This window comes from Paenibacillus sp. SEL1, from assembly GCF_054602535.1.
This window is the reverse complement of the sequence record NZ_CM137723.1, coordinates 2407501-2422742: the sequence shown is the minus strand read 5'-3', so window position 1 is coordinate 2422742 and position 15242 is coordinate 2407501. Positions and strand designations below refer to the sequence as shown.

At 49.2% G+C, this 15242-nt stretch carries 5 protein-coding genes, 21 tRNA genes and 5 rRNA genes; 4 read left to right on the top strand and 27 right to left on the bottom strand.

Annotated elements, in window-relative coordinates; all coding sequences use genetic code 11:
- Window positions 1-274: 274 nt before the first annotated feature.
- Window positions 275-433, top strand: coding sequence for a hypothetical protein (locus tag ACYCSE_RS11115; RefSeq protein WP_165147892.1), 159 nt, complete (start codon window positions 275-277; stop codon window positions 431-433).
- A gap of 371 nt (window positions 434-804) precedes the next feature.
- Here ACYCSE_RS11115 and rrf (ACYCSE_RS11110) read toward each other — a convergent pair.
- The 4 genes from rrf (ACYCSE_RS11110) to ACYCSE_RS11095 all read right to left on the bottom strand — a co-directional run bounded on the left by rrf (ACYCSE_RS11110) (window position 805) and on the right by ACYCSE_RS11095 (window position 7094).
- Window positions 805-921, bottom strand: a 5S ribosomal RNA gene (gene rrf, locus ACYCSE_RS11110).
- Between the two features lie 77 nt (window positions 922-998).
- Window positions 999-3925, bottom strand: a 23S ribosomal RNA gene (locus ACYCSE_RS11105).
- 297 nt (window positions 3926-4222) lie between these two features.
- Window positions 4223-5778, bottom strand: a 16S ribosomal RNA gene (locus ACYCSE_RS11100).
- Together the 16S, 23S and 5S rRNA genes form the textbook arrangement of a ribosomal RNA operon.
- A gap of 575 nt (window positions 5779-6353) precedes the next feature.
- Window positions 6354-7094, bottom strand: a complete 741-nt coding sequence (locus ACYCSE_RS11095; RefSeq protein ID WP_061832126.1) for a Crp/Fnr family transcriptional regulator — start codon at window positions 7092-7094, stop codon at window positions 6354-6356.
- A 299-nt stretch (window positions 7095-7393) separates the two neighbouring features.
- Between ACYCSE_RS11095 and ACYCSE_RS11090 the strand changes: the two genes are divergently transcribed.
- The 3 genes from ACYCSE_RS11090 to ACYCSE_RS11080 all read left to right on the top strand — a co-directional run bounded on the left by ACYCSE_RS11090 (window position 7394) and on the right by ACYCSE_RS11080 (window position 9736).
- Window positions 7394-7843, top strand: coding sequence for a GAF domain-containing protein (locus tag ACYCSE_RS11090; protein WP_061832127.1), 450 nt, complete (start codon window positions 7394-7396; stop codon window positions 7841-7843).
- Between the two features lie 143 nt (window positions 7844-7986).
- Complete coding sequence (locus tag ACYCSE_RS11085) at window positions 7987-8640, top strand: response regulator (RefSeq protein ID WP_016818376.1); 654 nt, start codon at window positions 7987-7989, stop codon at window positions 8638-8640.
- Window positions 8633-9736, top strand: a complete 1104-nt coding sequence (locus tag ACYCSE_RS11080) for a PAS domain-containing sensor histidine kinase (RefSeq protein ID WP_061832128.1) — start codon at window positions 8633-8635, stop codon at window positions 9734-9736. Before ACYCSE_RS11085 ends, ACYCSE_RS11080 begins: the two co-directional genes overlap by 8 nt.
- A 202-nt stretch (window positions 9737-9938) precedes the next feature.
- Here ACYCSE_RS11080 and ACYCSE_RS11075 read toward each other — a convergent pair.
- From ACYCSE_RS11075 to ACYCSE_RS10965, 23 genes are all read right to left on the bottom strand, one after another.
- Window positions 9939-10009, bottom strand: a tRNA-Gly gene (locus ACYCSE_RS11075).
- Window positions 10010-10018: 9 nt separating this feature from the next.
- A tRNA-Pro gene (locus ACYCSE_RS11070) sits at window positions 10019-10092 on the bottom strand.
- Window positions 10093-10114: 22 nt separating this feature from the next.
- Window positions 10115-10191 (bottom strand) — tRNA-Arg (locus ACYCSE_RS11065).
- 26 nt (window positions 10192-10217) lie between these two features.
- Window positions 10218-10289: transfer RNA gene (locus ACYCSE_RS11060), tRNA-Cys, on the bottom strand.
- 10 nt (window positions 10290-10299) lie between these two features.
- A tRNA-Gly gene (locus ACYCSE_RS11055) sits at window positions 10300-10374 on the bottom strand.
- A gap of 6 nt (window positions 10375-10380) precedes the next feature.
- Window positions 10381-10468, bottom strand: a tRNA-Leu gene (locus ACYCSE_RS11050).
- A 14-nt stretch (window positions 10469-10482) separates the two neighbouring features.
- Window positions 10483-10558: transfer RNA gene (locus ACYCSE_RS11045), tRNA-Lys, on the bottom strand.
- Window positions 10559-10562: 4 nt separating this feature from the next.
- Window positions 10563-10637, bottom strand: a tRNA-Gln gene (locus ACYCSE_RS11040).
- A 17-nt stretch (window positions 10638-10654) separates the two neighbouring features.
- Window positions 10655-10727: transfer RNA gene (locus ACYCSE_RS11035), tRNA-His, on the bottom strand.
- 19 nt (window positions 10728-10746) lie between these two features.
- Window positions 10747-10832: transfer RNA gene (locus ACYCSE_RS11030), tRNA-Tyr, on the bottom strand.
- 4 nt (window positions 10833-10836) lie between these two features.
- Window positions 10837-10912: transfer RNA gene (locus ACYCSE_RS11025), tRNA-Thr, on the bottom strand.
- A gap of 26 nt (window positions 10913-10938) precedes the next feature.
- A tRNA-Phe gene (locus ACYCSE_RS11020) sits at window positions 10939-11011 on the bottom strand.
- Between the two features lie 64 nt (window positions 11012-11075).
- Window positions 11076-11152: transfer RNA gene (locus tag ACYCSE_RS11015), tRNA-Asp, on the bottom strand.
- Between the two features lie 25 nt (window positions 11153-11177).
- Window positions 11178-11251: transfer RNA gene (locus ACYCSE_RS11010), tRNA-Met, on the bottom strand.
- 30 nt (window positions 11252-11281) lie between these two features.
- Window positions 11282-11357, bottom strand: a tRNA-Val gene (locus tag ACYCSE_RS11005).
- Window positions 11358-11363: 6 nt separating this feature from the next.
- A tRNA-Glu gene (locus tag ACYCSE_RS11000) sits at window positions 11364-11435 on the bottom strand.
- A 32-nt stretch (window positions 11436-11467) separates the two neighbouring features.
- A tRNA-Ser gene (locus ACYCSE_RS10995) sits at window positions 11468-11559 on the bottom strand.
- A 3-nt stretch (window positions 11560-11562) separates the two neighbouring features.
- Window positions 11563-11636, bottom strand: a tRNA-Met gene (locus tag ACYCSE_RS10990).
- A gap of 34 nt (window positions 11637-11670) precedes the next feature.
- Window positions 11671-11746: transfer RNA gene (locus ACYCSE_RS10985), tRNA-Asn, on the bottom strand.
- Window positions 11747-11750: 4 nt separating this feature from the next.
- A tRNA-Ala gene (locus tag ACYCSE_RS10980) sits at window positions 11751-11826 on the bottom strand.
- Between the two features lie 22 nt (window positions 11827-11848).
- Window positions 11849-11925, bottom strand: a tRNA-Ile gene (locus ACYCSE_RS10975).
- A gap of 36 nt (window positions 11926-11961) precedes the next feature.
- Window positions 11962-12078: ribosomal RNA gene (gene rrf, locus ACYCSE_RS10970) — 5S ribosomal RNA — on the bottom strand.
- Window positions 12079-12155: 77 nt separating this feature from the next.
- Window positions 12156-15080 (bottom strand): 23S ribosomal RNA (locus tag ACYCSE_RS10965).
- Window positions 15081-15242 lie beyond the last annotated feature (162 nt).

The window sequence follows — 15242 nt, the reverse complement described above, 5'->3', positions numbered from 1 at the left end:
TGAAGCATTGCGCAATTTGCCCTCCTTATTGGTGGACACTCAATGCCCGCTTGTTCTTTTCATTATGTTCCATAGAAAAGACGTGAACAATGCGTGAACTTAAGGAGAAGGGTTTGTTTTTTCAAGCCCTCATTTGCGTGCTTCAAAATTCATTCATATCATAACTTGCAATTTGTCTAGAACACAGGCATAATATGAATAAGATCATCTTTTGATAATGATTATCATTATTAAATGATAAATACACATAGACTTTAAAGGAGGCAGGACCGCAGTGAAAGAAACTTTCAGTAAAACCTCCCTGCATATTGATGATTATTTGGACCTTCTCAATCTTGCCGTACAAGTCGGAGATACCAAGTGGCAAAAAGAAATTACCCGTAAACTTCAAGCCTTGAGTGTCCTTCAGACAGAACAGGTTGAAATAGATTAACTCCCCAGTTAATACTGTCCTTAGTTAAAAATGCTAACTAAGCACCACTATACAAAGGACAACCAGGATATCATAAAACTTTTGACCGAATCCATGAGAAAGACCTTTCATGTGAATGATAAATGAATCGGTTATAGGAAAAAAAGCACAGCCCGTTAAGGCTGTGCTCAGATTGTCGAGAAACCCCCTGTTTTTTTGCAGGGGGTTTAAAACTGTCTTAGTGGTCTAAAAACTAGGGTCCTCAGATCGTTTTAAATCGATTTTTGTTTTAAAAGATGCGTCTCCCCATATAAAAATAGAAGTGTCGAAAAGTCCTCTGGACTTTCTCGACACTCTGAGCACAGCCCGTTAAGGCTGTGCTCTTTTATTTTGCTTGGCGACGTCCTACTCTCCCAGGACCCTGCGGTCCAAGTACCATCGGCGCTGGAGGGCTTAACGGTCGTGTTCGGGATGGGTACGTGTGGAACCCCTCCGCTATCGCCACCAAACATGAATTTGCTGTGCAAATTCTACATTCAAGGTTACACCCTGAAAACTGGATCCGAAACTCATTTGCGTTTTATCTTAGGATAAGCCCTCGACCGATTAGTATTGGTCAGCTCCATGCATTACTGCACTTCCACCCCCAACCTATCTACCTCGTCGTCTTCAAGGGGTCTTACATACTGGGAAATCTCATCTTGAGGGGGGCTTCACGCTTAGATGCTTTCAGCGCTTATCCCTTCCGTACATAGCTACCCAGCGGTGCTCCTGGCGGAACAACTGGTACACCAGCGGTACGTCCATCCCGGTCCTCTCGTACTAAGGACAGCTCCTCTCAAATTTCCTACGCCCACGACAGATAGGGACCGAACTGTCTCACGACGTTCTGAACCCAGCTCGCGTACCGCTTTAATGGGCGAACAGCCCAACCCTTGGGACCTACTTCAGCCCCAGGATGCGATGAGCCGACATCGAGGTGCCAAACCTCCCCGTCGATGTGGACTCTTGGGGGAGATAAGCCTGTTATCCCCAGGGTAGCTTTTATCCGTTGAGCGATGGCCCTTCCATGCGGTACCACCGGATCACTAAGCCCGACTTTCGTCCCTGCTCGACTTGTAGGTCTCGCAGTCAAGCTCCCTTCTGCCTTTGCACTCTTCGAATGATTTCCAACCATTCTGAGGGAACCTTGGGGCGCCTCCGTTACTCTTTAGGAGGCGACCGCCCCAGTCAAACTGCCCACCTGACACTGTCCTCGTACCGGATCACGGTACCAAGTTAGAACCTAGATACGATCAGGGTGGTATCCCAAGGATGCCTCTCTTCAAGCTGGCGCTCAAAGTTCTACGGCTCCCACCTATCCTGTACAGATCGTACCCAAATTCAATATCAAGCTGCAGTAAAGCTCCATGGGGTCTTTCCGTCTTGTCGCGGGTAACCTGCATCTTCACAGGTATTAAAATTTCACCGGATCTCTCGTTGAGACAGCGCCCAAGTCGTTACGCCATTCGTGCGGGTCAGAATTTACCTGACAAGGAATTTCGCTACCTTAGGACCGTTATAGTTACGGCCGCCGTTTACTGGGGCTTCGGTTCATAGCTTCGCCCGAAGGCTTACCACTCCCCTTAACCTTCCAGCACCGGGCAGGCGTCAGCCCGTATACTTCGCCTTGCGGCTTCGCACAGACCTGTGTTTTTGCTAAACAGTCGCTTGGGCCTTTTCACTGCGGCCCCCTCGGGCTATTCACCCTACCGAGGCACCCCTTCTCCCGAAGTTACGGGGTCATTTTGCCGAGTTCCTTAACGAGAGTTCTTCCGCGCGCCTTAGAATTCTCTTCTCGCCTACCTGTGTCGGTTTGCGGTACGGGCACCTTCTCCTGGCTAGAGGCTTTTCTTGGCAGTCTGAGATCATGACCTTCGCTACTACAATTTTCGCTCCCCATCACAGCCCAGCCTTAACGATGTGCGGATTTGCCTACACACCAGCCTCACTGCTTAGACGGACATCCATCAGTCCGCGTCACTACCCTACTGCGTCACCCCATCGCTCATAACGGATTACGGTGGTACAGGAATTTCGACCTGTTGTCCTTCGACTACGCCTATCGGCCTCGCCTTAGGTCCCGACTTACCCTGAGCGGACGAACCTTCCTCAGGAACCCTTAGGCTTTCGGCGGATCTGATTCTCACAGATCTTTTCGTTACTCATACCGGCATTCTCACTTGAATGCAGTCCAGCGCTCCTTACGGTACACCTTCAACCCGCATTCAACGCTCCCCTACCCCTGATGCAAGCATCAAGCCATAGCTTCGGTGGTGTGTTTAGCCCCGTTACATTTTCGGCGCAGAGTCACTCGACCAGTGAGCTATTACGCACTCTTTCAATGGTGGCTGCTTCTAAGCCAACATCCTGGTTGTCTGTGCAACTCCACATCCTTTCCCACTTAACACACACTTGGGGACCTTAGCTGATGGTCTGGGCTGTTTCCCTTTCGACAATGGATCTTAGCACTCACTGTCTGACTCCCGGAACTAAATCTATGGCATTCGGAGTTTGACTGAGCTTGGTAACCCTTGCGGGCCCCGCACCCAATCAGTGCTCTACCTCCACGATTCTGTTTTCCGAGGCTAGCCCTAAAGCTATTTCGGGGAGAACCAGCTATCTCCGGGTTCGATTGGAATTTCTCCGCTACCCCCACCTCATCCCCGCATTTTTCAACATGCGTGGGTTCGGGCCTCCAGTGCGTGTTACCGCACCTTCACCCTGGACAGGGGTAGATCACCCGGTTTCGGGTCTACGTCCACGTACTCAAGTCGCCCTATTCAGACTCGCTTTCGCTGCGGCTTCAGCTCTTCACCTTAACCTTGCACGGGAACGTAACTCGCCGGTTCATTCTACAAAAGGCACGCCATCACCCATAGATCGGGCTCTGACTTCTTGTAAGCACACGGTTTCAGGATCTATTTCACTCCCCTTCCGGGGTGCTTTTCACCTTTCCCTCACGGTACTGCTTCACTATCGGTCGCCAGGGAGTATTTAGCCTTGGCAGATGGTCCTGCCGGATTCATACGGGGTTTCACGTGCCCCGCACTACTCGGGATCCGTCTCGGAGGGAACAAGTTTTGAACTACAGGGCTTTTACCTTCTCTGGCGGGCCTTTCCAGACCTCTTCATCTAACCGGTTCCTTTGTAACTCCATGTGAGACGTCCCACAACCCCAAGGAGCAAGCTCCTTGGTTTGGGCTAATCCGCGTTCGCTCGCCGCTACTGACGGAATCACTATTGTTTTCTCTTCCTCAGGGTACTTAGATGTTTCAGTTCCCCTGGTCTGCCTCTATTCTGCCTATGTATTCAGCAGAAAGTGACTGTCGATGAAGACAGCCGGGTTTCCCCATTCGGACATCCCCGGATCAAAGCTTGCTTACAGCTCCCCGAGGCTTTATCGTTGTTCGCCACGTCCTTCGTCGGCTCCTGGCGCCTAGGCATCCTCCGTGTGCTCTTTGTAGCTTAACCTAGACTTTTCTTTCAAAAAAAAGAAAATGTCGATGTTTGATAAAGAATGATTTTTGCCAAAGGCAAAAGATCTTTCCTTACCTGCTACCTTTATTTCACTTGTTTACACAAGATCAGCTTAAAGGAATATTCTAAAACGCAATTTCGTTTCGGTATCCAGTTTTCAAGGTGCAAAGCTGTAAACAACCAGCTTTTTTTTGAGAGTTTGAGCTCTCAAAACTGAGCAACGAGTGAGTAGTTTTTGAAGCTTACGCTTCATATTTGAATGTTTCCGTTGCAGGAAACGATTCTCCATAGAAAGGAGGTGATCCAGCCGCACCTTCCGATACGGCTACCTTGTTACGACTTCACCCCAATCATCTACCCCACCTTCGGCGGCTGGCTCCCTTGCGGGTTACCCCACCGACTTCGGGTGTTGTAAACTCTCGTGGTGTGACGGGCGGTGTGTACAAGACCCGGGAACGTATTCACCGCGGCATGCTGATCCGCGATTACTAGCAATTCCGACTTCATGTAGGCGAGTTGCAGCCTACAATCCGAACTGAGACCGGCTTTTCTAGGATTGGCTCCACCTCGCGATTTCGCTTCCCGTTGTACCGGCCATTGTAGTACGTGTGTAGCCCAGGTCATAAGGGGCATGATGATTTGACGTCATCCCCACCTTCCTCCGGTTTGTCACCGGCAGTCTGCTTAGAGTGCCCAGCTTGACCTGCTGGCAACTAAGCATAAGGGTTGCGCTCGTTGCGGGACTTAACCCAACATCTCACGACACGAGCTGACGACAACCATGCACCACCTGTCTCCTCTGTCCCGAAGGAAAGGTCTATCTCTAGACCGGTCAGAGGGATGTCAAGACCTGGTAAGGTTCTTCGCGTTGCTTCGAATTAAACCACATACTCCACTGCTTGTGCGGGTCCCCGTCAATTCCTTTGAGTTTCAGTCTTGCGACCGTACTCCCCAGGCGGAATGCTTAATGTGTTAACTTCGGCACCAAGGGTATCGAAACCCCTAACACCTAGCATTCATCGTTTACGGCGTGGACTACCAGGGTATCTAATCCTGTTTGCTCCCCACGCTTTCGCGCCTCAGCGTCAGTTACAGCCCAGAGAGTCGCCTTCGCCACTGGTGTTCCTCCACATCTCTACGCATTTCACCGCTACACGTGGAATTCCACTCTCCTCTTCTGCACTCAAGCTCCCCAGTTTCCAGTGCGACCCGAAGTTGAGCCTCGGGATTAAACACCAGACTTAAAGAGCCGCCTGCGCGCGCTTTACGCCCAATAATTCCGGACAACGCTTGCCCCCTACGTATTACCGCGGCTGCTGGCACGTAGTTAGCCGGGGCTTTCTTCTCAGGTACCGTCACTCTTATAGCAGTTACTCTATAAGACGTTCTTCCCTGGCAACAGAGCTTTACGATCCGAAAACCTTCATCACTCACGCGGCGTTGCTCCGTCAGGCTTTCGCCCATTGCGGAAGATTCCCTACTGCTGCCTCCCGTAGGAGTCTGGGCCGTGTCTCAGTCCCAGTGTGGCCGATCACCCTCTCAGGTCGGCTACGCATCGTCGCCTTGGTAGGCCTTTACCCCACCAACTAGCTAATGCGCCGCAGGCCCATCCACAAGTGACAGATTGCTCCGTCTTTCCTCCTTCTCCCATGCAGGAAAAGGATGTATCGGGTATTAGCTACCGTTTCCGGTAGTTATCCCTGTCTTGTGGGCAGGTTGCCTACGTGTTACTCACCCGTCCGCCGCTAGGTTGTTTAGAAGCAAGCTTCTAAACAACCCCGCTCGACTTGCATGTATTAGGCACGCCGCCAGCGTTCGTCCTGAGCCAGGATCAAACTCTCCATTAAAGACCAACCGAAGCTGGTTTATAGAAAGAGCGATAAGCTCATTTTGAAACTGACGAGATAAAATATCTCTTGTTTTGATTTTGCGAACAAAATCGTTTTACTCACTCGTTGTTCAGTTTTCAAAGATCAAACATTTCTCTTTCGCCGCGTTTTTCAGCAGCTATAAGATCATATCATGTTCGTTTCAAAAATGCAAGGGTTATTTTTTCTTTTTTTGAAGATCATTTCACCCAAGCTTTTCGCTTTTGAAACTGCTGTTTTGTTGTCAGCTCAAATAATATATCATTTTCAGCAATAGAAAGCAACTTGTAAATAATACCTTTTTTTAAAACTTAAAATCCCTCCCACCTTTTAGTCAACCATTATTAGCTCCACTGTTACTTCAAAACAGCTAGTTCATAAAATGTCATGTGTTCAGTTCCATTTAATATAAATATATTATTGGTAATTAGCCGCTATACGACGTTGATTAGTTTTTTTTGTAATCTATGTTGTTCGTTACCCCATGTGCTAGATTGTTAGAAGACATGCAGCAAGACGAAGTCTCTTGGACCCCGCCTAATGGTATTCATATATTAGAGGCGACAAATTTCATGGGCACATTGGCCGTACGAAGGACAGCAGCACATGCCACGTAATACCTTGAGATCGTGAATGACAATCTTTCCATCCCTTGTATCTAGGGTTCCCTGCTCTTTCAGCGCGCTCAGCATCCGGTTCACACTCTCTCGCGTCGCTCCAATCATCTCACCTAATTCGGAGTGACTTAGCTTCATATTTAGTAAAATGCCATCCTTCACAGCCACGCCACATGTATTGCTAGCACGGATCAATGTAGATGCTAACGCTCCAGTTTTACCATACAACAGTAAGTCCCGAAAACGCGATTGCATAATGCGTTGCTTCATCGCCATCCACTGGATGAACTGAAGTGCCATTTCCCCATTTTTGGACAAGAGCGACTCCAGATCCTTAACAAGCACGACGCCTAACTCACACACATCGGCTGTTTCCGCAGTGCAACTATACTCTTCTCCATCTATCCCGCTAAATTCCCCAATTAAGTCGCCTTGATGCTGAATGGTCAGAATCAGTTCTTTACCATCTTCTGTCGATTTACGAAGTTTAACATGACCTGAATGTATATAATAAAGCTGCTCTGCATCATCGCCTTCTCGGAAAAGCATAACGCCTGCCTTTACCTTCTTCCAGGACATAATATCTTTTAGCAGAACAAAATGTTCTTCTGTCAAATAAATCTGAATTCCCGTGCGTTCCGCTTCGTCCCCAAACCGTTCCATACAAGTGGCTTGCATGTTAGCGTCCTCCTCGTGTTTACCTGATATCTATATCATAATGTTTTAATGCCTGGGTTGTTATCGGGAGAACACCTGATTTTATACCTTCCTACTCCCTGATTTACTGTGATAAATATCACTTCCGAGGTAAGCTAACGCCCCATTTATCGGCCTTTTCCCTACTCCTTACCCGACCTGATGAAAAGTCAGTGTTTCCTGCGCCTATAGATCAGGGGGTTCCCTGATCTACTTTTGTAACTGTCGGAACTACAATGAATTAGAGATATAGTTTGGTTATGAAAAAGGATGTGTCTTCTATGCTACAAATAACGGATGAAATGCGAAAAGAACTGAACCAGTTAAGAGATACTATTTATAGTGATCTCACTGCCCTTGCATTTATGTCCAAGTCGGGTGGTAGGCTGCATTGGTATTACGCCTCCGGCAGCCGAAGCAATCGCTATCGCCTTATTTCTTTTAAGATTGGCCATGGTATTGCCGGGATGGCTGTTCGCTTGGGACGTACCGTGACTGTAAGTGCTTTACTATCGGGTAGTATACGTCTGCGTCAGGAGTGTGCACTAATGCTGGCCGAGCAGCTTCACTCTGCTGTTGCTATTCCCTTTTCCAGCACAGGGGATCTGCCTAACGGTGTGCTGCTTCTTGGTAATCGTGATGTGAGGACGTTCACAGAGTCTGATGTGGCCGAGGCCACTCAAGTCGCTCAACGCCTTAGCCAACTATGTGCTTACCCTCTCACTCCATAGATCAACAATGTTACTGTAGATAATAAAACTCATAAAACACTTGATATGGCTGTCCCTAACTATCTTTGTTGATTGAAATCCCTAAAATTTGCTATGATTATGACAAAACGCACGGTTTTTTTACCGTTCGAGGGGATGACAAATTGATTCGTATACTAGTAGTGGATGATCATGTTGTCGTACGTTCTGGCCTCATGGCCCTATTGGACGGCAAAAATGGTATTAAGGTCGTAGGAGATGCAGCAGACGGGGATGAGGCGATCCGTAAAGCAGTAGAGCTACAACCTAATGTCGTACTCATGGATTTTAGCATGCCACCTGGCAAAGATGGTCTCACGGCAACCACTGAATTAAAAAAACAGTTGCCCGATACAGAAGTCCTTATTTTAACGATGCATGACGATGAAGAATATCTGTTCCGAGCCATTCAGGCTGGAGCATCCGGATATATTTTAAAAAGCGCACCTCACGAGGAGTTACTCGCTGCCATCCAGTCTGTGGCCGAAGGTAGTGCCTATTTGTACCCGAATGCAACCAAACGACTGATGAGTGAATATCTGGACAAAATCAAACAGGAAGGCATAGCCGGACCCTATGAATCCTTGTCTGAGCGGGAAAAAGAGATTCTATCGTGGGTAGCCAAAGGATATGCCAACAAGGAAATTGCCGAGCACCTGGTGATTAGCGTCAAAACCGTAGAGTCCCATAAAAGCAATCTTATGGAGAAGCTTAACTTGAAAACACGACCTGAGCTAGTCAAATTCGCACTAAAAAAGGGGCTGCTCCATTATGAATGAACCTTCTAACCCTTTACTGCAGCATGCCTTTGGTGAATCAACCGATAAACTGCTGAATGATCTGGAAATTTATATACCAGAATCCCCTTTTCTTCATGCGCTGCGTAACTCACTCCACCAATTATCCAATCTGAAATTTGCTCTAGATACGTCTTCCATCGTTGCTTTGACCGATCATCGAGGTATTATTCAGTACGTAAACGACAAGTTCTGTGAGATTTCGCAATACAGTCGTGAAGAGCTGATCGGTCAGGATCATCGTCTTATTAATTCAGGCTATCATACCTCTGCCTTCATGAAAAACCTGTGGACTACGATCCGTTCAGGTGAGGTATGGCAAGGAGAAATACGTAATCGTGCTAAAGATAACAGCTACTATTGGGTGAATACTACGATCGTTCCGTTTATGGACGAGGAAGGTAAACCCTATCAGTACTTAGCGATCCGCAATGAGGTCACTAAACTGAAGAAAGTAGAAGCAGAACTCCAGTCTATGATGACGCAAGTCATGCAAATACAGGAAGAAGAACGTAAACGCTTTTCAAGAGAGCTGCATGATGGGATAGGGCAAAGCTTGTTTTCACTTATTATCCAATTGGATAGCCAACTTGCCGAACAACCTAGTGCTACTCTGGAGAATCTTCGTTCGCAGGTGACCGACATCATCAAAGATGTTCGTGGTCTAGCGTGGGAACTTCGTCCCTCAGTTCTGGATGATCTGGGTGTCGTCCCAGCCATAAGAACCTATATTGAAAACTTCTGTTCTCATTACGGGATTGAGGTGCATTTTCAATGCACTTTACGTAAACGGGTTGATATTCGCAAGGAAATTGCAATTTATCGGATTGTACAAGAAGCATTAACGAATGTAGCCAAATACGCAGATGTAGCAGAGGCATATGTCGACGTCGAGGATCAAAATGAAATGATACAAGTGACCATTCGGGATGAGGGCATTGGATTCTCTGGAAAGTCCCAAGGAGAGGGAGTTGGATTGTTCAGTATGGAAGAACGAGCTAGAGGGGTAGGGGGATTTATGAGCATAACCTCTGCTCCAGACAAGGGAACCTCCATCCAGCTGACCATTCCCGTGTAAAAACTGTCCACTAGATCGGTTATCGGTGTATGCCAGTTGTATGATTAGAACGATATACACCGATACCGAAGATTATGGATAATCAACACATTGTGGATTACATGAGGATAAATACAAAAAAAGAGAGAGCTCTGTCCCCAGACAGGCTCTCTTTATTTATAAGGTGTCACCACTGAGGCAACAAGAATCCGCTATAGCAAAAAGCGGGTGATGGGAATCGAACCCACGCTACCAGCTTGGAAGGCTGGAGTTCTACCATTGAACTACACCCGCAAATCAGTATCGGGATGACACGATTTGAACATGCGACCCCCTGGTCCCAAACCAGGTGCTCTACCAAGCTGAGCTACATCCCGACATTATACATTTTTTAAGAAATGGCGCGCCCTGAGAGATTCGAACTCCCGGCCTTTTGATTCGTAGTCAAACGCTCTATCCAGCTGAGCTAAGGGCGCATATTAAATTCCATAATGAGTAGTCAAGGCGCCACCCAGATTTGAACTGGGGAATGAAGCTTTTGCAGAGCTTTGCCTTACCACTTGGCTATGGCGCCGTATGGATAATGGAGCGGACGACGGGAATCGAACCCGCGACCCTCGCCTTGGCAAGGCGATGCTCTACCGCTGAGCCACGTCCGCAAAATATGGTGCGGTCGAGAGGACTCGAACCTCCACGGGGGGTTAGCCCACACGGACCTGAACCGTGCGCGTCTGCCAATTCCGCCACGACCGCAAAATAATTATAAATGGTGAGCCATGAAGGACTCGAACCTTCGACACCCTGATTAAAAGTCAGGTGCTCTACCAACTGAGCTAATGGCTCTTAATGGCTGGGGATATAGGATTTGAACCTATGCATGACGGAGTCAAAGTCCGTTGCCTTACCGCTTGGCTAATCCCCAATAGATTAAGAATAAAGGGCGGCCGATGGGGCTTGAACCCACGAATGCCGGAGTCACAGTCCGGTGCGTTAACCACTTCGCCACGACCGCCATATGATTATGAAAAGACTGGTGGAGGATGATGGATTCGAACCACCGAACCCGTAAGGGAGCAGATTTACAGTCTGATGCGTTTGGCCACTTCGCTAATCCTCCAAAATGGTGCCGGCGAGAGGACTTGAACCCCCAACCTACTGATTACAAGTCAGTTGCTCTACCAGTTGAGCTACACCGGCACATTACTCATTTCCCACTTGAAAGGTGGCTCGGGACGGAATCGAACCGCCGACACGAGGATTTTCAGTCCTCTGCTCTACCGACTGAGCTACCGAGCCATATTTTTTTATTACTACATCATATAATCCGCACTTTATATGCCAATTATATATGAAGTTAAAATGGCGGAACTGACGGGATTCGAACCCGCGATCTCCTGCGTGACAGGCAGGCATGTTAGGCCTCTACACCACAGTTCCAGAGGCATTTCCAACAGGAAATTAATTGCGGGGGTAGGATTTGAACCTACGACCTTCGGGTTATGAGCCCGACGAGCTACCGAACTGCTCCACCCCGCGACATTAAAAGGCATTTCTCAAATTTTCTTATGGTGGAGGCTGAGGGGCTCGAACCCCCGACCCTCTGCTTGTAAGGCAGATGCTCTCCCAGCTGAGCTAAGCCTCCATAATATGACCCGTAGGGGATTCGAACCCCTGTTACCTCCGTGAAAGGGAGGTGTCTTAACCCCTTGACCAACGGGCCTTGCAAAATAAGTTCTGGTTTCAATAAATTTATGGCGGAGAGAGAGGGATTCGAACCCTCGCACCACTTTCGCAGTCTAACCCCTTAGCAGAGGGTCCCCTTATAGCCACTTGGGTATCTCTCCGAGTAGCGGCAGAGGGGATCGAACCCCCGACCTCACGGGTATGAACCGTACGCTCTAGCCAGCTGAGCTACGCCGCCACCTTATATATAAAATTCAGAAATATTCAAAACATGGCTCCCCGAACAGGACTCGAACCTGTGACAACTCGATTAACAGTCGAGTGCTCTACCAACTGAGCTATCAGGGAATATTGGTGGAGCCAAGCGGGATCGAACCGCTGACCTCCTGCGTGCAAGGCAGGCGCTCTCCCAGCTGAGCTATGGCCCCAATCTTTTTGTTATTCTGGAAGTGGTGGGCCTTAGTGGACTCGAACCACCGACCTCACCCTTATCAGGGGTGCGCTCTAACCAGCTGAGCTAAAGGCCCTAACATGCAAAACTTCATTATCCTTTGAAGGATATCGCTTGGCGACGTCCTACTCTCCCAGGACCCTGCGGTCCAAGTACCATCGGCGCTGGAGGGCTTAACGGTCGTGTTCGGGATGGGTACGTGTGGAACCCCTCCGCTATCGCCACCAAACATGAATTTGCTGTGCAAATTCTACATTCAAGGTTACACCCTGAAAACTGGATCCGAAACTCATTTGCGTTTTATCTTAGGATAAGCCCTCGACCGATTAGTATTGGTCAGCTCCATGCATTACTGCACTTCCACCCCCAACCTATCTACCTCGTCGTCTTCAAGGGGTCTTACATACTGGGAAATCTCATCTTGAGGGGGGCTTCACGCTTAGATGCTTTCAGCGCTTATCCCTTCCGTACATAGCTACCCAGCGGTGCTCCTGGCGGAACAACTGGTACACCAGCGGTACGTCCATCCCGGTCCTCTCGTACTAAGGACAGCTCCTCTCAAATTTCCTACGCCCACGACAGATAGGGACCGAACTGTCTCACGACGTTCTGAACCCAGCTCGCGTACCGCTTTAATGGGCGAACAGCCCAACCCTTGGGACCTACTTCAGCCCCAGGATGCGATGAGCCGACATCGAGGTGCCAAACCTCCCCGTCGATGTGGACTCTTGGGGGAGATAAGCCTGTTATCCCCAGGGTAGCTTTTATCCGTTGAGCGATGGCCCTTCCATGCGGTACCACCGGATCACTAAGCCCGACTTTCGTCCCTGCTCGACTTGTAGGTCTCGCAGTCAAGCTCCCTTCTGCCTTTGCACTCTTCGAATGATTTCCAACCATTCTGAGGGAACCTTGGGGCGCCTCCGTTACTCTTTAGGAGGCGACCGCCCCAGTCAAACTGCCCACCTGACACTGTCCTCGTACCGGATCACGGTACCAAGTTAGAACCTAGATACGATCAGGGTGGTATCCCAAGGATGCCTCTCTTCAAGCTGGCGCTCAAAGTTCTACGGCTCCCACCTATCCTGTACAGATCGTACCCAAATTCAATATCAAGCTGCAGTAAAGCTCCATGGGGTCTTTCCGTCTTGTCGCGGGTAACCTGCATCTTCACAGGTATTAAAATTTCACCGGATCTCTCGTTGAGACAGCGCCCAAGTCGTTACGCCATTCGTGCGGGTCAGAATTTACCTGACAAGGAATTTCGCTACCTTAGGACCGTTATAGTTACGGCCGCCGTTTACTGGGGCTTCGGTTCATAGCTTCGCCCGAAGGCTTACCACTCCCCTTAACCTTCCAGCACCGGGCAGGCGTCAGCCCGTATACTTCGCCTTGCGGCTTCGCACAGACCTGTGTTTTTGCTAAACAGTCGCTTGGGCCTTTTCACTGCGGCCCCCTCGGGCTATTCACCCTACCGAGGCACCCCTTCTCCCGAAGTTACGGGGTCATTTTGCCGAGTTCCTTAACGAGAGTTCTTCCGCGCGCCTTAGAATTCTCTTCTCGCCTACCTGTGTCGGTTTGCGGTACGGGCACCTTCTCCTGGCTAGAGGCTTTTCTTGGCAGTCTGAGATCATGACCTTCGCTACTACAATTTTCGCTCCCCATCACAGCCCAGCCTTACGATGTGCGGATTTGCCTACACATCAGCCTCACTGCTTAGACGGACATCCATCAGTCCGCGTCACTACCCTACTGCGTCACCCCATCGCTCATAACGGATTACGGTGGTACAGGAATTTCGACCTGTTGTCCTTCGACTACGCCTATCGGCCTCGCCTTAGGTCCCGACTTACCCTGAGCGGACGAACCTTCCTCAGGAACCCTTAGGCTTTCGGCGGATCTGATTCTCACAGATCTTTTCGTTACTCATACCGGCATTCTCACTTGAATGCAGTCCAGCGCTCCTTACGGTACACCTTCAACCCGCATTCAACGCTCCCCTACCCCTGATGCAAGCATCAAGCCATAGCTTCGGTGGTGTGTTTAGCCCCGTTACATTTTCGGCGCAGAGTCACTCGACCAGTGAGCTATTACGCACTCTTTCAATGGTGGCTGCTTCTAAGCCAACATCCTGGTTGTCTGTGCAACTCCACATCCTTTCCCACTTAACACACACTTGGGGACCTTAGCTGATGGTCTGGGCTGTTTCCCTTTCGACAATGGATCTTAGCACTCACTGTCTGACTCCCGGAACTAAATCTATGGCATTCGGAGTTTGACTGAGCTTGGTAACCCTTGCGGGCCCCGCACCCAATCAGTGCTCTACCTCCACGATTCTTCTTTCCGAGGCTAGCCCTAAAGCTATTTCGGGGAGAACCAGCTATCTCCGGGTTCGATTGGAATTTCTCCGCTACCCCCACCTCATCCCCGCATTTTTCAACATGCGTGGGTTCGGGCCTCCAGTGCGTGTTACCGCACCTTCACCCTGGACAGGGGTAGATCACCCGGTTTCGGGTCTACGTCCACGTACTCATTCGCCCTATTCAGACTCGCTTTCGCTGCGGCTTCAGCTCTTCACCTTAACCTTGCACGGGAACGTAACTCGCCGGTTCATTCTACAAAAGGCACGCCATCACCCATAGATCGGGCTCTGACTTCTTGTAAGCACACGGTTTCAGGATCTATTTCACTCCCCTTCCGGGGTGCTTTTCACCTTTCCCTCACGGTACTGCTTCACTATCGGTCGCCAGGGAGTATTTAGCCTTGGCAGATGGTCCTGCCGGATTCATACGGGGTTTCACGTGCCCCGCACTACTCGGGATCCGTCTCGGAGAGAACAAGTTTTGAACTACAGGGCTTTTACCTTCTCTGGCGGGCCTTTCCAGACCTCTTCATCTAACCGGTTCCTTTGTAACTCCATGTGAGACGTCCCACAACCCCAAGGAGCAAGCTCCTTGGTTTGGGCTAATCCGCGTTCGCTCGCCGCTACTGACGGAATCACTATTGTTTTCTCTTCCTCAGGGTACTTAGATGTTTCAGTTCCCCTGGTCTGCCTCTATTCTGCCTATGTATTCAGCAGAAAGTGACTGTCGATGAAGACAGCCGGGTTTCCCCATTCGGACATCCCCGGATCAAAGCTTGCTTACAGCTCCCCGAGGCTTTATCGTTGTTCGCCACGTCCTTCGTCGGCTCCTGGCGCCTAGGCATCCTCCGTGTGCTCTTTGTAGCTTAACCTAGACTTTTCTTTCAAAAAAAGAAAATGTCGATGTTTGATAAAGAATGATTTTTGCCAAAGGCAAAAGATCTTTCCTTACCTGCTACCTTTATTTCACTTGTTTACACAAGATCAGCTTAAAGGAATATTCTAAAACGCAATTTCGTTTCGGTATCCAGTTT